The 17,932-nt window shown below is 68.4% G+C and carries 11 protein-coding genes; all 11 read left to right on the top strand.

The features are described from left to right. Nucleotides 1–17: 17 nt before the first annotated feature. The 11 genes from AA983_RS06370 to AA983_RS06420 all read left to right on the top strand — a co-directional run bounded on the left by AA983_RS06370 (nucleotide 18) and on the right by AA983_RS06420 (nucleotide 17,874). A complete protein-coding gene (locus AA983_RS06370; RefSeq protein ID WP_047311417.1) occupies nucleotides 18–2,939 on the top strand; it encodes a vitamin B12-dependent ribonucleotide reductase in 2,922 nt (973 codons plus the stop codon). Between the two features lie 170 nt (nucleotides 2,940–3,109). Next, the gene (serA, locus tag AA983_RS06375; RefSeq protein WP_047311418.1) at nucleotides 3,110–4,306 is read left to right on the top strand and encodes a phosphoglycerate dehydrogenase; all 1,197 of its coding nucleotides are present in this window, start codon (nucleotides 3,110–3,112) and stop codon (nucleotides 4,304–4,306) included. Nucleotides 4,307–4,496: 190 nt separating this feature from the next. After that, nucleotides 4,497–7,340, top strand: a complete 2,844-nt coding sequence (locus tag AA983_RS14750) for an McrB family protein (RefSeq protein WP_052946944.1) — start codon at nucleotides 4,497–4,499, stop codon at nucleotides 7,338–7,340. Between the two features lie 8 nt (nucleotides 7,341–7,348). Then, on the top strand, nucleotides 7,349–8,659 hold the full coding sequence (locus AA983_RS06385; RefSeq protein WP_197078974.1) for an McrC family protein: 1,311 nt from the start codon (nucleotides 7,349–7,351) through the stop codon (nucleotides 8,657–8,659). A gap of 23 nt (nucleotides 8,660–8,682) precedes the next feature. Further along, nucleotides 8,683–9,936: a DUF445 domain-containing protein gene (locus AA983_RS06390; protein ID WP_047311420.1), complete on the top strand. Its 1,254-nt coding sequence runs from the start codon at nucleotides 8,683–8,685 to the stop codon at nucleotides 9,934–9,936. Nucleotides 9,937–9,992: 56 nt separating this feature from the next. Then, nucleotides 9,993–11,153: a DUF4185 domain-containing protein gene (locus AA983_RS06395; RefSeq protein WP_197078975.1), complete on the top strand. Its 1,161-nt coding sequence runs from the start codon at nucleotides 9,993–9,995 to the stop codon at nucleotides 11,151–11,153. Nucleotides 11,154–11,228: 75 nt separating this feature from the next. After that, the gene (gene hrpA, locus AA983_RS06400; protein ID WP_082128764.1) at nucleotides 11,229–15,083 is read left to right on the top strand and encodes an ATP-dependent RNA helicase HrpA; all 3,855 of its coding nucleotides are present in this window, start codon (nucleotides 11,229–11,231) and stop codon (nucleotides 15,081–15,083) included. A 19-nt stretch (nucleotides 15,084–15,102) separates the two neighbouring features. Further along, nucleotides 15,103–15,540, top strand: a complete 438-nt coding sequence (locus AA983_RS06405) for an HIT family protein (protein WP_047311423.1) — start codon at nucleotides 15,103–15,105, stop codon at nucleotides 15,538–15,540. Nucleotides 15,541–15,634: 94 nt separating this feature from the next. Continuing rightward, complete coding sequence (locus tag AA983_RS06410) at nucleotides 15,635–16,636, top strand: PAC2 family protein (RefSeq protein ID WP_082128765.1); 1,002 nt, start codon at nucleotides 15,635–15,637, stop codon at nucleotides 16,634–16,636. Between the two features lie 59 nt (nucleotides 16,637–16,695). Further along, nucleotides 16,696–17,388 carry an EcsC family protein gene (locus AA983_RS06415; RefSeq protein ID WP_047311424.1) on the top strand — a complete coding sequence of 231 codons (693 nt, stop codon included), beginning with the start codon at nucleotides 16,696–16,698 and terminating at the stop codon, nucleotides 17,386–17,388. Nucleotides 17,389–17,490: 102 nt separating this feature from the next. Then, nucleotides 17,491–17,874 (top strand): YkvA family protein, encoded by a 384-nt coding sequence (locus AA983_RS06420; protein ID WP_047311425.1) that lies wholly within the window; start codon nucleotides 17,491–17,493, stop codon nucleotides 17,872–17,874. The last annotated feature ends 58 nt before the right edge of the window (nucleotides 17,875–17,932 follow it).

Raw genomic sequence — 17,932 nt, forward strand, 5'->3', positions numbered from 1 at the left:
CCAGGAGGCATGCGGTCATGACCGAGACCACGAAGGCTCGAGCCAAGTCGGGTCGCCGGAACAACGGCGTCACGATCGAGCGGATCTTCACCACCCCGGGCGTCCACCCCTACGACGCGGTGACCTGGGAGCTGCGTGACGTCGTCCAGCAGAACTGGAAGACCGGCGAGACGATCTTCGAGCAGCGTGGTGTCGAGTTCCCCGACTTCTGGTCGCTCAACGCCTCCACCATCGTCACGACGAAGTACTTCCGTGGCGCGCTGGGGTCGGACGCTCGCGAGAAGTCGCTCAAGCAGCTCATCGACCGCGTCGTGCTCACGTACACGAAGGCCGGCAAGGACAACGGCTACTTCGCGTCCGACGCCGACGCCGAGATCTTCGAGCACGAGCTCACGTACGCCTTGCTGCACCAGGTCTTCTCGTTCAACTCGCCGGTGTGGTTCAACGTGGGTACGGCGAGCCCGCAGCAGGTCAGCGCGTGCTTCATCCTGTCCGTCGACGACTCGATGGACTCGATCCTCAACTGGTACAAGGAAGAGGGCTTCATCTTCAAGGGCGGCTCCGGTGCCGGCCTCAACCTCTCGCGTATCCGTTCCTCGAAGGAGCTGCTGTCCTCCGGTGGCACCGCCTCCGGCCCGGTCTCGTTCATGCGCGGCGCCGACGCCTCGGCAGGCACCATCAAGTCCGGCGGCGCCACGCGTCGTGCGGCCAAGATGGTCGTCCTCGACGTCGACCACCCGGACATCGAGGAGTTCATCGAGACGAAGGCGCGCGAGGAGGACAAGATCCGTGCGCTGCGTGACGCCGGTTTCGACATGGACCTCGGTGGCCGCGACATCGTCTCCGTGCAGTACCAGAACGCGAACAACTCCGTTCGTGTCAGCGACGAGTTCATGAAGGCCGTCGTGGACGGCACAACCTTCGGCCTGCGTGCCCGTGACACGGGTGAGGTCATCGAGTCGGTCGACGCCCGCGAGCTGTTCGACAAGATCAACAAGGCCGCGTGGGAGTGCGCCGACCCGGGTGTGCAGTACGACGACACGATCAACGCGTGGCACACGAACCCGGAGACGGGCCGCATCACGGCGTCCAACCCGTGCTCGGAGTACATGTCGCTCGACAACTCCAGCTGCAACCTGGCCTCGCTCAACCTCCTGAAGTTCCTCAAGGACGACGACACGTTCGACGCCGTCACCTTCCAGAAGGTCGTCGAGCTCGTCATCACGGCGATGGACATCTCCATCTGCTTCGCCGACTTCCCGACGGAGTCCATCGGCAAGACGACGGTCGACTACCGCCAGCTCGGCATCGGTTACGCCAACCTCGGTGCGCTCCTCATGGCCACCGGCCACGGCTACGACTCGGACGGCGGCCGTGCGCTGGCCGGTTCCATCACGTCGCTGCTCACGGGTGCCGCCTACAAGCGCTCCGCCGAGATAGCTTCCGTCGTCGGACCGTACGCCGGTTACGCCCGCAACGCCGACGCTCACAACCGCGTCATGCGCAAGCACCGTGCCGCGAACGACGAGCTCGCCTCGCACAAGGACATGGGCGCCATGGCCAGCGACATCCACGCGCTCGCGACGAAGGCCTGGGCCGACGTCGTCGAGAACGGTGAGAAGGGCGGCTTCCGCAACGCGCAGGCCTCCGTCCTCGCGCCCACCGGCACCATCGGCTTCATGATGGACTGCGACACCACCGGTATCGAGCCGGACTTCTCGCTCGTGAAGTTCAAGAAGCTCGTCGGCGGCGGTTCGATGCAGATCGTCAACCAGACGATTCCGCGCGCGCTGAAGAAGCTCGGCTACCAGGAAGAGCAGATCGAGGCGATCGTCGAGCACATCGCCGACAAGGGCCACGTCATCGACGCTCCCGGCCTCAAGCCGGAGCACTACGAGGTCTTCGACTGCGCCATGGGTGCGCGCGCCATCTCCCCGATGGGCCACGTCCGCATGATGGCCGCCTGCCAGCCGTTCCTGTCGGGTGCTATCTCCAAGACGGTCAACCTGCCGGAGTCGGCCTCGGTCGAGGACATCGCCGAGGTGCACCTCGAGGGTTGGAAGCTCGGTCTCAAGGCCATCGCCGTCTACCGTGACAACTGCAAGGTCGGCCAGCCGCTCTCGTCGGGCAAGAACGAGAAGAGCTCCGAGCCCGCGACGGCCACGGAGACCGTCGCCGAGACGCCGGTCGAGAAGATCGTCGAGTACCGCCCCGTGCGCAAGCGCCTGCCGAAGCGTCGCTCGTCGCAGACGACGTCGTTCGCCGTGGGTGGCGCGGAGGGTTACCTCACCGCCGGCACGTACGAGAACGGCGATCTCGGTGAGCTTTTCCTCAAGTTCGGTAAGCAGGGTTCGACGCTCGCCGGTGTCATGGACGCGTTCTCCATCGCCGTGTCGATCGGCCTGCAGTACGGCGTGCCGCTCGAGACGTTCGTCGAGAAGTTCACGAACCTGCGCTTCGAGCCGGCCGGTATGACGGACGACCCGGACGTGCGTATGGCGCAGTCGATCATGGACTACGTCTTCCGCCGCCTGGCGCTCGACTACCTCGACTTCGACACGCGTTCTTTCATGGGCATCCACACGGCCGAGGAGCGCGCTCGCCAGCTCGAGACCGGCTCCTACACGCCGATCGAGAGCGACGACGAGCCGTTCGACGCCGAGTCCAACTCGCAGTCCGTCGCCCCGGCGGCGGCACGCGGTGAGCGTCCGGTAGCTGCCACCTCCACGGAGGAGCACGCCGACGAGGTGAAGTCCGGTTCCGGTGCGGCCTCCGCCCGTGAGGTCGGCTCCGAGATCCACAGTTCGGCCGAGCTCATGGAGAAGTTCCAGGGCAAGGCAGCCGACGCCCCGATGTGCATGACCTGCGGCACGAAGATGCGTCCCGCCGGCTCCTGCTACGTCTGCGAGGGCTGCGGAAGCACCTCCGGCTGCAGCTGATCGCTCAGCCCTGATCGAGTGCGGGGCGTCGTCCTTCGGGGCGGCGCCCCGCACTCGTCTTATTTCGTGAGATGCGTCGGCGTCCGCGGCGCCCGGTGCTGTCTCATGATGTGAGCAGCCCGCGACCTCATTGGCGGGCGCAACCGCCACACCGGAAAGGAACTCTCCCTGTGAAGGCACTGCTGCTCGAGAACGTCCACCCCCTCGGTGAGTCCTTGCTCCGTGATGCCGGTTTCGAGGTCGAGACCCGCGTCGGGGCTCTCGACGAGGACGAGCTCATCGAGGCGCTCGAGGGTGTTCAGCTGCTCGGCATCCGCTCCAAGACCGAGGTGACGGCCCGCGTCCTCGAGAACGCGCCGAGCCTCGAGGCCATCGGAGCCTTCTGCATCGGCACGAACCAGATCGACCTCGCCGTGGCAGCGCAGAAGGGCGTCGTCGTGTTCAACGCGCCGTTTTCCAACACGCGCTCGGTCGTCGAGCTCGCCATCGCCGAAATCATCATCATGGCCCGCCGTCTCACCGAGAAGGACCGCGCGCTGCACGACGGAGTCTGGTTCAAGGACGCCAAGGGCAGCCACGAGGTGCGCGGTCGCCGCCTCGGCATCGTCGGGTACGGCAACATCGGTTCCCAGCTGTCCGTCGTCGCCGAGATGCTCGGTTTCAAGGTCTACTTCTACGACACCGACGACAAGCTCGCGCTGGGTAACGCCACGCGCTGCAGCTCCCTCGAGGAACTGCTGTCCGTTGCCGAGGTCGTCACGTTGCACGTCGACGGTCGCTCCGGCAACGCCGGCTTCTTCGGCGCCGAGCAGTTCGCAGCCATGCGTCCGCGGGCGCTGTTCCTCAACCTCTCGCGCGGCTTCGTCGTCGACTACGACGCGCTCAAGACGCACCTCGAGTCCGGTCACATCGCCGGTGCGGCCGTTGACGTCTTCCCCGAGGAGCCCAAGTCGAAGGGCGAACCGTTCAGCTCGCCCCTGCAGGGCCTCGCGAACGTCGTCCTCACACCGCACATCGGCGGCTCGACCGAGGAGGCGCAGGAGGACATCGGTCGCTTCGTCGCCGCGAAGCTGCGCGACTACATCCAGCGCGGTTCGACGACGCTCAACGTCAACCTGCCCTCGCTCAACCTGCCCGAGCGTCCCGGCCAGCACCGCCTCATCCACTTCCACCAGAACGTCCCCGGCGTCCTGGCCCGGATGAACGGCATCCTCGCCGAGCACGGCGTTAACATCGAGGGCCAGATGCTCGACACCTCGGCCGAGAGCGGCTACGTCGTCACCGACGTCGTTTCCCAGCTGCCCGAGGCGCTGCTCGACCAGCTGCAGTCGATGCCGGAGACGATCCGTCTGCGCGTCGTCAACTGAGGGGCCTGACGAGGCGCCCCGGGCCTTCCGCCGTGCGGCGAAGCGCCCGGGGAACGCCCGAGGACCGGAGGAGTCGGACGGGCGTCCCATGTCGTGCTGCGACGTAGGATGGATTCCGCTGCCTCGGTGACGAGACCTCACCTCGAGGCCGCGTACGAAGCCTTCACGACGAACGGACGACAGGTAACCGATGGACGTGCACGCGCCGCAGCCTGACGAAGCGGAAGCCGCTCAGCGTCGGCTCGACCTCGCCCGGTGGGCGAGCACGTTCGACCTCATGCGAGCTCGGGCCGAAGCGGATCCGGTGTTCGTCGGGTCCTGGCACCAGCTCGACGCCCTCGCTCCCGTGCGGTGCGGCGAGGCGCGTGAGTTCATCGCCGACATGATGCGCTCGCCGGACGTCGACCTCTTCACGTCCCGTCTGGAGGAGTGGGCCGCTCGTCCCGGCCCGTACTCGGCTGCCGTGTCGCTGGCACGGCACTGGCTGCCGCGCGTCGTGGCCCACTGTGAGGGCCGACGCAGTGAACTCGAGGCGGCTCTGGCCTGGGCGCTGCACACGCCCACGTCCTACGACGAAGCCACGGCCGCGATCCGTCTCGTCGAGGAGACCGTGGGGGGAGCAGGCCCGGACCTTTCACGCATTCCGTCGTTGCTGTCGCTCATGTGGGCCACGGACACGGAGGCCGACTGGCCGATCCTGTGGCCGGGTGGATCGGACACGTTCCAGACCCTGGGATGGATGGGCCGTCATCTCACCCATGCGGAGCGCTACGTCGCGTTCGTCGACCTCGCACGTGCCTTCGCGCCCGGGCAGTCGCACATCGCCCAGCGTGTCGTCAGCCACCTCGGTGACGACCCCTCGTTCGTCGGCTTCGGCGAGGCACTGCCCGCCCTCACGGAGGAAGCCGCTCGCCTGCACGCCACGTACACCCCCGGTGTCGGCTACGCCGCCGCCGAGGACGAGGCACGCGCTGCATCCCTTGCGCTGCAGCTGCGTGGTCACGCCGCCCTCGTCGCGCGCACCCTGCACAAGGCGCTCGAGCGTGTCACCGGCGTCGACCTCGCGGAGACGAGCCTGCAGACCCGTACCGAAACGACGGCACGCGCCGCGTACCGCTGTGACTCGCACACGACGTGGCTGCTGCCTGCGAGCAGCGGTGGCGCACCCGGCATCCGGGTCTGGCTCACGCGCTCCGGCATCGCCGTCGGTCTGGTCTCCGGGTGGGAGGGCGCCTCGAGCTCCGCGCGTCACGAAGCGCTCGGCACGCGCCTCGACGATGACCTTCCCGAAGGCCTCGAGTTCATCCACGTGGCGCCCAGCTCGTCGTCGGACCGTCTGCGTCCGACGGGCGACACCTACGAGGGCGGCGACGTCTTCGTGGGGTGTTGGTTCCCGCATCCCAAAGGAGTGGGACGCATCGACTTCGGAGACGAGATCGAGGAGACGGTTCGTCGCCTCATGCCGCTCGTCGACATGATGCGTGGCGCCGACACACGCGGCGCCGGCGTCGACGAGGAACTCGCCGTCGCCCTGCGCACGTTCCTCGCCGAGCGTCCGTACCCGGCCGAGCGCGACCAGTGGCACATCGAACGACGCCGTGAGTTCGCCGCGTCGTTGGAGCCCGAGGCGCTCGCGGCGTTCGACCTCACGACGTTCCGGCGCATCATCGCCGGGGGAGCGTACGGCTCCACCGGCACGCACTCGGTCCTCGACGCCCGCCTCGCCGCGCTGGACGCGCAGGGCCTGGAGAACCTCTCGCGCACCCTGACGCACCTGCTGTGGGGCGAAGGTGACGACGCCGACCGCATCGATGCGGCCCTCGCGCCCACGAACTCCGACGACGTGGCACTCGACGAGTCCGTCGTCATGAAGCTGCTCGCCATCGCGCACCCGCACCGCTACCTGCCCGTCTACGCGATGGCCGGACGCGACGGCAAGGTGGCCATGGCGCAGGCCCTCGACGTGTCGCTGCCGCGCCGCCGTGAGCTCTCGCGCGGACGCCTGCACGTCCTCGCGGGCGATCGTCTGCGTGCCAAGCTCGAGCCCCTCCTGCCCGCCGATCCGTGGGGTCAGGCCCAGTTCGCCCACTGGCTGCTGCGCACTGGTGAATCGAGCATCGACCCCGAGCGCGACCTGCTCGCCGAGGCCGCCGCCGACCTGCTCGTCGACGAGGAGTTCGTGCGCGAGATCGACGGCCTGCTCAAGGACAAGAAGCAGGTCATCTTCTACGGCCCGCCCGGTACCGGCAAGACGTTCATGGCGCAGCGCTTCGCCGCCGCGCTCCAGCCGGACCCCGCCAAGCGCGCCATCGTCCAGTTCCACCCCTCGACCTCCTACGAGGACTTCTTCGAGGGCTATCGCCCGCGCCTCGACGCCGGCGGCGCGATGGTCTACGAACTGCGCAAGGGCCCGCTGGCGCTGCTCGCCGAGGCGGCCGAGACCGACCCGACGACGCCGCACGTCATGATCATCGACGAGATCAACCGCGCCAACCTGCCGCGCGTCTTCGGTGAACTGCTCTTCCTGCTCGAGTACCGCTCCCACTCGGTCATGACGAGCTACCGCCCCGACGAAGGCTTCCAGCTGCCGGCGAACCTGTACTTCATCGGCACGATGAACACGGCCGACCGGTCCATCGCGCTCGTCGACGCGGCGCTGCGTCGTCGCTTCCACTGCCTGCCGTTCATGCCGCACGAGGGTCCGATGGAGGGACTGCTCGCGCGCTGGCTCGCCAAGAACGACGGCCCCGTGTGGGTGGCCGGTCTCGTCGACCGCGTGAACGACGAACTGCGTCAGATCCTGCGCGGCCCGCACCTGCAGATCGGTCACAGCCATTTCATGTCGACCGATCTCGACGACGAGAAGCTGCGCCGGGTGTGGCAGTACGGCATCTACCCGTTCATCGAGGACCAGCTCTACGGCCGCGAGGATGTGCTCGCCACGTTCACGTGGGACGCCGTCGAGGCGCGCCACAGCGAAGCCGCTCGTGCGGAGGCCGCCTCCGACAGCGCCACGGCGCGCGACGGCGGATGACCGAGGCGGTGGCCGGCGAACAGGTGCAGACGGTCGTCGTCGGTGAGCATGCCCGCTCCGCACCGGTCCGCCTGAGCGCCGAAGGGCGCAGCGCCCTCTTCGCCGTCGCCGACGACAAGGTCAAGGTGCTCGCCACCGCCGACCCGCAGACGGTCGTCCTCGAGACGACGTCATGGGTCGGATCGATCAGCGTGCCGGGCCTGCAGATCCGTATTACTCCGGCCGCGCCGATGCACTCGCTCTTCGCGATGCTGGCCGGCCTCGGCGACGAGGTCGTCTGGGGGCAGGGCACGAGCGGTTTCGCGAGTGACGAACTGCTCGACGGGTCAGCGCTCGCGGTCCTGCGGGCCATCGAAGCGGCCACCCGTCGCGGCCTTCTGCACGGTTACCAGTCGCGTCAGGAACCACTCGCCACGATCCGGGGGCGCCTGCTCGTCGAGGAGATCGCCCGACGTCCGTGGACCGCTGCGCAGCCCGAGTGCCGCTACGACGACTTCACGGCCGACATCGAGGAGAACCGCGTCCTCGCCGCCGCGGTGCGCGTCATCCTCACGGGTCACGGCTTGTCGCCGTCCACTCGGCGTCGAGCCGTCGAACTGCTCGCCCGCTTCGAGGGCGTCGGCTCGCCGTCCGCCGCCGAGCGCGCAACCGACATCGTCATCACGCGACTCAACGAGCACTACGAACAGGCGCTCGACCTCGCGCGTCTCGCGCTCGACGGTTTCGCCATCCGGCACGAGGAGGGCGTACAGCAGGCGCACGCGTTCCTGCTCGACGTCGAGTACGTCTTCCTGCGCTTCGTGGCCGGTGAGCTGCGCTCGCGTCTGTGGCCCGGGCTGCGTGTCGAACAGACCGAACAGCTCGACCCGGGGGAGTCGAGTGGGGTGCAGGCCAACGCCGACGTTCTCGTCAGTGGCCCGCGCGGTCCGGTGCTCGTGCTCGGCACCTGCTACCACCTCGGCACGCCGGACGCCGTCACCTCCGACGTGACGGCCCGCGCCCTGCAGCGCAGCGCGATGCCGACGTCGTTCGGCGCCACGACCGGCACCCGATCCCGCGGAGCGGCCGCTTCGGCGATGACGGCCATCGCGAACGACGCCGCCACGTTCTTCCCCGTCGTTGTCCAGGCCTCGTCCCTCGGTCTCGCGAACGCCCTCGTCGTCTACGCCCACGCGGCGCGCCGTCCGGCCTCACGCATCCGGATGCCCGGCACCGGAACCGACGTCCACGCGCGCCACATCGACCTCGAACAGACCTGGCCCGAGATCCAGCAACAGCTCGATTCCCTCGCCGATACCGTGAGGCGTCTCGCCGCCTGACGCACGCTCGCTATTCTGTCGGGGTGTCGACGAGCCTCGCCCTTCCCGAATCCGACGAACAGCGCCGAGCCGCCCTGCGCCGCATGCGCTTCGTGGCCACGGGCCTGCTGGCGTTCGCGGCGCTCGTCTTCGTCCTGACGCACGGCCGAGACGGCGTGTGGGGCTATGTCAACGCCGCCTCCGAGGCCGCGATGGTGGGTGCCGTCGCCGACTGGTTCGCCGTGACGGCGTTGTTCCGTCACCCGCTTGGCCTCAAGGTGCCACACACCGCCATCATCCCGACGCGCAAGGATCAGCTCGGCAAGAGCCTCGAGGAGTTCGTCGGCTCGAACTTCCTCACGCCCGAGCTCGTCACCGAACGTATCGGTCAGGCCGAGATTCCACGCCGCCTCGGTGAGTGGATCGAGCGTCCCGGCAATGCGGAGCGTGTCGTCGCCGACGCGGCCCCGGCCCTCTGTCGCGCCGTCGAAACCCTCGACGACGACGAGGTGCGCCACTTCCTCGACACCGTCCTCCTGCCGCGACTGCGCCGCGAACCCATCGGTGAACTCGCCGGTCACCTGCTCGAGGGCATCGTCGCCGACGGCACCCACCACGGTTTCGTCGACGTGTGTGTCACCGAGATGCACGTGTGGGTGAGCGAGAATAAGGAAGCCGTCTCCCGCATCGTCGGCGCCAAGGCCCCCTGGTGGTCACCGCAGTGGCTCGACGACGCCGTCGTCGATCGCATCCACCTCGAGATCGTCAAGTGGCTCGCCGAGGTGCGCGACACCCCGAACCACAACATGCGCAAGGCCATCGACGCCTTCCTCGCCCGCGCCGCCCACGACCTGCAGCACGACGAGCGCACGCAGGAGCAGGCGGAGAACATCAAGGAGCGTTTCCTCGACCACCCGAGCGTCGCCGACTCGGCGATCGCCCTGTGGGGGTCGGTACGCCGCATGCTCACTGACGCGCTCCTCGACGAGCAGGGTGCCCTGCGCGAGCGGATGGTCGAACACCTGCGCGCCCTCGGCGACCGGCTCCAGCACGACGAGGCATTGCGCGCCACCGTGGAGCGACGCCTCGAGTCGGGCGCGGCCAGCTTCGTCACGAGTTACGGCCACGAGATCACGACCCTCATCTCCTCGACGGTCGAGCGCTGGGACGCCCAGGACGCGTCGGATCGCATCGAGACGTTCGTCGGGCGCGACCTGCAGTTCATCCGCATCAACGGCACCGTCGTCGGTGGCCTCGTCGGCCTCTTCATCCACGCCGTCTCGCAGCTGCTTCCCTGACGATGACGCCGCGCCGGAGCAGGCCAACACGAGTGCGACGTCGCCGTGTCGCACTCGTGGGTGCCACCGGCCTCACGCTCGCCTTCGGTGGCTGTACGCTCAGCGTCCCCGATTCCACCGATCGCATCGGGTCGCGACCCTTTCTCGACAGGGCCGACAAGGCGCTCGCGGCCGCACCGAACGCTCTCGTGCGCAGCGAGTGCAGTGCCGTGAAACGTGCAGTCACACGGGCGTCGTCCGCCGAGCGGGAAAGCGACATGGCCTCGTTGTCGCTCGCGACCTGGCGCAGCGGCGACGTCGGGGTGACGACCCCGCTCAGCGATGGACGGGTGCTCTGGATCTTCGGCGACACCACACGGGCGAAGGGCACGACCCCGCGTGTGGTCGCCAACAGCATGCTCGTCGGGACGGGGCGGTGCTTCGACGAGGTGCGCGCTCCGGGAAACGGCCCGGTCATCGGCGGATTCGAGGGACGCCGCGTGTGTTGGCCCAACAGCGCGATGACGGTGCCGATGCGCGGTGCAGACATCGTCCTCGTCGGATGCTCCCGGATCGAACCGGGAAAGGAGGGCCTCTTCGACTTCTCCTACCGCGGCATGACGATGGCCGTCTACGCCGTCGAGCGTGGCGGCGCGCCGCAGCCCGTCACCCGTTTCGACGTGACGCCCGACAACGCTGATGCCGAGCAGATCAACTGGGGTTCGGCGCTCGTCGGCGACGAGGGCTGGGTCTACGTCTACGGCAGCCAGCAGCCCAAGGGCAGCACCGGAAAGGGCGCGTACGTGGCGCGAACCCGACTTGCGCAGCTGTCCGACGGCCCGGAGTGGCAGTTCTGGAACGGCCGCACGTTCGTCACCGACGCGGGGGCTGCCCGTCCGTTCCTTCTCGCGCACGAGGGTGTCTCACAGACCTTCTCCGTCGTGCGCCGAGGCGAGCGCTTCGTGCTCGTGTCGAAGCAGGGCGGTGAGTTCGGGCAGAACATCGGGGTGTGGAGCGCGCCCACCCCGTCGGGGCCCTGGCGGGGCGAACGGGCCGTGGCCGAACCGTACTCCCAAGGTGACGGCGTCGTCGCCTACCAGCCGCTCGCGCATCCGGAACTCGCGACGCCGAGTGGAGACCTCCTCGTCACGCTCTCGCGCAACACCGAGTCGTTCGCCGACCTCCTGGCCGATCCGCGTAAGGGACGCCCGAAGTTCCTCGAGGTACCGGCGCACTGAGCGGTGCTCTGACGGTTCTGCCGCAGGGTTGACCACCGAAATCTCCTTGCCGAGCCGTGAGAGACTGGAGGGACTGTGACCAGTTCAGTGAATCCGTCCCCGTCCGCCGTACCCGAGGCTCCCGCAGCTGACGCGCAGGAGAGCGCTCCGTTCGTCCTCAACTACCCGGCGCACCTGCCCGTCGCCGAGGCTCGCGAGGAGATCATCGAGGCGATCCGTGACCACCAGGTCGTCGTCGTCGCGGGTGAGACCGGATCGGGCAAGACGACCCAGTTGCCGAAGTTCTGCCTGGAAATCGGTCGCGGCCTCGGCGGCGCCATCGGGCACACGCAGCCACGACGCATCGCTGCCCGCTCGGTCGCGGAACGTCTCGCCGAGGAACTCGAGGTCGAGCTCGGTGACGTCGTCGGGTACCAGGTCCGCTTCGTCGACGAGTCGTCGAAGAAGACGCGTGTGCGCGTCATGACCGACGGCATCCTCCTGTCGCAGATGCAGCGCGACCGCGACCTGCGTCAGTACGACACCCTCATCATCGACGAGGCGCACGAGCGCAGCCTCAACATCGACTTCATCCTGGGCTACCTTAAGCAGCTGCTTCCCCGCCGGCCCGACCTCAAGGTCATCATCACGTCGGCGACGATCGACCCGGAGCGCTTCGCGGAGCACTTCGCCAGCGACAAGGGCCCGGCGCCCATCATCGAAGTCTCCGGGCGGACGTTTCCGGTGGAGATGCGCTACCGCCCACTCGTGCGCGAGATCGCGCCCTCGTCACCCAAGGACGAGCCCAAGGTCGAGGACATCGACCAGGTCACCGGCATCGTCGAGGCCGCCCAGGAGCTCTGGCGTTCCGGCAGTGGCGACGGTTCGAGCCAGGACATCCTCGTCTTCTGCTCCGGTGAACGTGAGATCCGCGACGCAGCCGACGCCTTGCGCGGCGCCGACTGGGGTCGCGCCCGGCACGACGTCGAGATCGTTCCGCTCTACGCCCGACTCTCCGCGGCCGAGCAGCACAAGGTGTTCGCGCCGCACAACGGCCGACGCATCGTCCTCGCGACGAACGTCGCCGAGACATCCCTGACGGTGCCGGGCATCCGCTACGTCATCGACACCGGCACGGCTCGCATCTCGCGCTACAGCCAACGCACGAAGGTCCAGCGGTTGCCCATCGAGCCGATCTCGCAGGCGTCGGCCCGGCAGCGCGCCGGACGCTGCGGACGTGTGGCCGACGGCATCTGCATCCGCCTCTACTCGGAGGAGGACTTCGAGTCGCGTCCGGAGTTCACCGACCCGGAGATCCTGCGCACCAACCTCGCGAGCGTCATCCTGCAGATGACGTCGCTCGGACTCGGCGACATCGCGCGCTTCCCCTTCGTCGAGGCGCCCGACGCCCGTCAGATCAAGGACGGCCTGGCGCTCCTCGAGGAGCTGCACGCGCTCGACACGAAGGCGAGCGGGCAGCGCAAGAAGCTCACACCGACGGGCCGCACCCTCGCGCGCCTGCCCGTCGACCCGCGCATGGGGCGGATGCTCGTCGCCGCCGCGGCCAACGGGTCGCTGCGCGAGGTGCTCATCATCGTTGCTGCCATGTCGATCCAGGATCCGCGGGAGCGACCGGCCGACGCGCAGGCCCAGGCCGACCAGCAGCACGCCCGGTTCAAGCACGAATCGAGCGACTTCCTCGGCTACCTCAACCTGTGGAACTACGTGCGTGAGCAGCAGCGGGAGCTCTCCTCGAGCGCCTTCCGCCGCCTCGCCAAGCGCGAGTACCTGCACTATCTGCGCCTTCGGGAGTGGCAGGACCTGCACACGCAGCTCAAGGCGGCCTGCAAGCAGGCGAAGCTGTTCATGAGTGACAACGCCGCGAGCGAGAACGCCATCCACGAAGCGCTGCTCACGGGACTGCTCAGTCACGTTGGTGTGCGTGATCGGGAGAAGCGTGAGTACCTCGGTGCCCGCAACGCGCGCTTCGCCATCCAGCCCGGATCGACGCTCTTCCGCCGCCAGCCCGACTGGGTCATGGCGGGCGAACTCGTGGAGACCACCCGGATGTGGGCGCGCACCAACGCCGTCGTCGACCCGCTGTGGGTCGAGAAAGCCGGCGCGCATCTCGTCAAGCGTTCGCACGCGGAGCCGCACTGGGAGCGCAAGCGGGCGTCCGCCGTCGCGCTCGAACGCGTCACGCTCTACGGCGTCCCGCTCGTCGTCGGGCGCCGGGTGGCACTCGGACCGCTCGAACCCGAGACGGCCCGGGACCTGTTCATCCGTCACGCTCTCGTCGAGGGTGACTGGGATGCGCAGCACGCTTTTCTCAAGGACAACGCCCGCCTCATGGCCCGCATGGCCGACCTCGAAGCGCGCGCTCGCCGCCGCGATCTCGTCGTCGACGACGACACGCTCTTCGACTTCTACGACGAGCGCCTGCCCGCATCCATCGTCTCGGGTGCGCACTTCGACAGGTGGTGGAAGGAGAAGCGGCGCACCGAGCCCGAGCTCCTCACCTTCACCGAGGACTTCCTCGTCGCCGACGACGCGAAGGCCGTGGACGAGACGGCCTACCCGAAGTCGTGGCGCCAGGGGAAGCTCAAGCTGAGGTTGACGTACCAGTTCGAGCCGGGCGCGGACGCCGACGGGTTGACCGTTCACATCCCACTGCCGGTGCTCAACCAGGTCAGTGACGAGGGCTTCGACTGGCTCGTGCCCGGTATGCGTGAGGAACTCGCCACCGCCCTTGTGAAGTCGCTGCCGAAGAACGTGCGCCGCAACTTCGTGCCCGCGCCGGATCATGCGCGCCGGGCGCTCGCACTCATGGACGCGGGTGGCGCGGCGGGCGAGCGTCCGTTCACCGACGAGCTCGCCGACGCCCTGTTCGACCTCGCCAAAGTGCGTGTGCCCGAGGGGAGTTGGGACACCGACCGCCTGCCCGATCACCTCAAGGTCACCTTCAGGGTGGAGGACGCTCGGGGCAAACGACTGCGTGAGGGCAAGCACCTCGCCGAGCTTCAGGACGCGCTCGCGGGGCGTCTGCGTCAGTCGATGTCCAAGGCCGCCGGCGACCTCGAGAAAAAAGGCCTCACCGCCTGGACCCTCGACGACCTGCCGTCCACCTTCACGAAGACCACGGGGCGCCAGCGCATCACCGGCTACCCGGCCCTCGTCGATCACGGCGAGAGCGTGGCCGTCGAGGTGCTCGGAACGCGCTCCGAAGCGACGCAGGCGAGCCGCCTCGGCACGCGTCGACTTCTGCTGCTCAACACCCAGGTGCCGTGGAAACGGATCCTCGGTCTGATGTCGAACCGCCAGAAGCTGGCCCTGGGCAACAACCCGCACGGTTCGATGACGGCCCTCATGGACGACGTGCTCGCCGCGGCGGTCGACTCCGTCGTCGCGGGGATGCCGAACCACGAGGTGCGCACGCCCGAACAATTCGAGGAGGCGCTGCGCACGGTCCGTCAGCAGGTGGCACCGCTCGTTCTCGAGGCGTCGGAGAGGCTCGCCCCGGTGCTCGAGCACGCGCACGAGGTGGAGCTCGCGCTGGGCAAACTCACGTCGCCGACTGCCAAGGCGTTGCACGACGACGTCGCAGCCCACCTCGTCGCGCTCATCCATCCGGGTTTCGTCGCGCAGACCGGCATGGCTCGCTTGCCGCGCCTCGACGTCTACGTCCGCGCGCTGCTCGAGCGTGTGACGAAGGGCGTCACCGACACCGCGCGGGACGCCGACCGAGCCGATCAGCTCGCCACCGTGCGCGCCGAGTACGAGGACATGCTCGCGGCGCTGCGCCCCGAACGCCGCACCGACGCCGACGTCGTCGACATCCGCTGGATGATCGAGGAACTCGCCGTGAGCCTGTTCGCGCAGCGTCTCGGCACGGCTCATCCTGTCTCGCCCCAGCGCATCTACAAGGCGATGGACGCTGCCGAAGCGCTCTGATCTCCTCTAGGTTGGAGATATGGCGAGCATCTTCACGCAGATCATCGACGGCAACATCCCCGGTCACTTCGTCTGGCAGGACGAGACGTGCGTGGCCTTTCTCGTGATCGACCCGATCACCGACGGGCATACCGTCGTCGTGCCCCGCGAGGAGATCGAGGAGTGGACGGCCGCGGACCCGCAGGTGCTCTCGCACCTGATGGACGTGGCGCAGAAGATCGGGCAGGCACAGCAGGAGGCCTGGTCGGCCAAGCGCATCGGCCTGCTCGCGGAGGGCTACGAGGTGGCCCACCTGCACCTGCATGTGTGGCCGACGCAGTCGCCTGCGGACTTCGACCCGCACGACGTCGTTCACGGCCAGGACCAGCAGATCCTCGCAGCCAACGCGCAGAAGCTGCGCGAGAGCCTGCGCAGCGCCGGTCACGGCGAGCACGTCGTGGACGCGGCCGCGAACTGAGCGTCCCGCGAGTCGGTTGTTCGCCCGCACGCTGCGGGAATCTTCCGTGTGACGGGGACGTTGCACCAGGCACATCGAATCGAAGGAGAGGCCAGTGCTCGACCCGGCTCAGCTGTTTCGTCTGGAGACGGACACGACCTCGCACGACCTGCGTGCGAGCACGATGGTCGTCGCCCTCGGCGGCTTCATCGATGCGGGCTTCGCTCAGAAGCTCATGTCCCAGCACATCCTCGGCACCCTCGAGCACACGGTCGTCGCGTCGTTCGACCTCGACCAGCTGCTCGACTACCGCGGCCGTCGTCCGGTCATGACGTTCGACCGCGACCGCTTCAGCGAGTACGACGACCCGTCGCTCGTGCTCTACCGCGTCATCGACGCCGAGGGCACGCCGTTCCTCCTGCTCACCGGCCCTGAGCCCGACTACCAGTGGGAGCGCGTCGCCGAGGCCACGCGCATGCTCGCCTCGATGTTCGGCGTCAGTCTCATGGTGAGCGCGCACGGCATCCCGATGGCGGTGCCGCACACGCGTCCCATCGGCTTCACGCGCTACGCCTCGAACCAGCGCTACCTCACCGAGAACGAGCCGCTGTTCGGCAACGTCCAGATCCCGGCCAGCGCCGAGGGGCTGCTCCACATTCGTCTCGCCGAGGCCGGCATCGACACGGCCGGATTCGCCGTCCACGTGCCGCACTACCTCGTGCAGGTCGAGTACGGCGACGCCGCCATCGCGGCTCTCGAGTGCGTCACCGGGCTCACCGGTCTCGCGATTCCGGCGCAGGAGCTGGCCGCCATCGCTGGGTTGCACCGGGCCGACATCGCCAAGCAGGTCGGGGAGAACGACGAGGTCACCGAGGTGGTCTCCGGCCTCGAGCAGCAGTACGACACGTTCACCGAGGGCCGCCGGCGCCGGTCGTTGCTCGCGGCCGAGATGAACGAACTGCCCAGCGCCGACGAGATCGGCGAGGAACTCGAGCAGTTCCTGCGTTCGGGCAGCGACGAGAACGAGGACACGCCCGGCGGCGAGCGTGGCGCCGCCCACCACGCCGACGACTCGGACGACTCCGACGGTTCGCCGAATCGCCCCCAGGCCGACTGACGAGGCCCGCGTTCGCGGTACCGGTTGCCCAGTCATCGGTGCGCTGCAAGGATCAGCCCATGTTCGGATTCGGTAAAGACAAAGACGACAAGCAAATTGAGCCGGCTCAGGGCTCGAACGGCACCTTCGATCGCGCCGCCAACTCCCTGGCCCAGCACCTCATCTCCACCGGCATCGACGGCGTCGCCACCTTCGACTCCGCGGCGAAGGTGGCCGACGAGGCGTTGAAGAAGAACGGTTCACGCGAAGCCGCGGTCGACGCCATCGTGCGTTCACACACGAAGCTCGCGGGTGCGAACGGGTTCGTCACCAACCTCGGTGGCTTCATCACGATGCCCGTGGCCCTGCCCGCCAACATCGTCGGCTTCTACACCGTTGCCACGCGCATGATGGCCTCCATCGCGCACCTGTACGGCCACAACCTGCGCGACGAGTCGGTCCGTTCGGCCATCCTGCTCGACCTCATTGGCGCCGATGCCACGCAGGTTCTCAAGGGCATGGGTGCGTTCAGCGGCGGTGTCGCGACGAATGTTGCGACCCGTCGTCTGCCCCCGGCGGCGCTCGCGGTCGTCAACAAGTCCGTCGCGTTCCGCCTGGGCACGCAGGTCGGGCGCAAGTTCCTCTCGCGCATCCCGCGCGTCATCCCGGTTGCGGGTGGCTTCATCGGTGCGGGGCTCGACGTCATGCTCCTGCGCAAGATCGCCGACGCGGCGCGCAAGGACTTCATCGCGGCCGTGCCGCCCACGGCCTGACGCTCCGCCGATCGTGACGACGCCCGCGCTCGCGGAATGCACCGCGTGGCGTCGGCGTTGTCGCTTTGTTCACCTGAACGCTCGTCAACCGGAGGCACTTCGATGGCACGTCCCACCTCGCTCGGTCGCCGCGTCACCCGACTCGCCGGCCTGAAATCCCTCGCTGCCGCAGTGACGGCGGCGTCCGCCGCCGGAGGTCCCTCGCTCACGACCCGCCTCAGCGCACTTCCGCGCCTGGCTCGCGCTGTGCGCTCCGGTTCGTACCGGGGCGTGAGCACCGCGCAGCTCGCGCTGCTCACGGCTGCTGCGGCCTACGTCGCCTCGCCGGTCGATCTGCTGCCCGAGGCGCTCCTGGGAGTCGTGGGTCTTGCGGACGACGCCGCCGTCCTCACGTGGCTGGCGAGCTCGCTCGTGCACGTCACCGACGACTTCCTCGACTGGGAGAAGCGCACAGGTGTGACGCTGGCGGGGGAGCGCGTGCGCTGAGGACGCCCTTGTCCACAGGCGCCAGCGCCTCGCACTGGTCGTGAGAAGTGTGGTCATG

The sequence above is a fragment of the Dermacoccus sp. PE3 genome, assembly GCF_001021715.1.
In the GTDB taxonomy this organism is placed as follows: Bacteria; Actinomycetota; Actinomycetes; order Actinomycetales; family Dermatophilaceae; genus Dermacoccus; species Dermacoccus abyssi.

Bases quoted from the DNA above. Each gene is read 5' to 3' on its own strand.
- AA983_RS14750 (WP_052946944.1), top strand. From the start codon at position 4,497: ATGGACGTGCACGCGCCGCAGCCTGACGAAGCGGAAGCCGCTCAGCGT.
- AA983_RS06420 (WP_047311425.1), top strand. From the start codon at position 17,491: ATGGCACGTCCCACCTCGCTCGGTCGCCGCGTCACCCGACTCGCCGGC.
- AA983_RS06370 (WP_047311417.1), top strand. From the start codon at position 18: ATGACCGAGACCACGAAGGCTCGAGCCAAGTCGGGTCGCCGGAACAAC.
- AA983_RS06415 (WP_047311424.1), top strand. From the start codon at position 16,696: ATGTTCGGATTCGGTAAAGACAAAGACGACAAGCAAATTGAGCCGGCT.
- AA983_RS06405 (WP_047311423.1), top strand. From the start codon at position 15,103: ATGGCGAGCATCTTCACGCAGATCATCGACGGCAACATCCCCGGTCAC.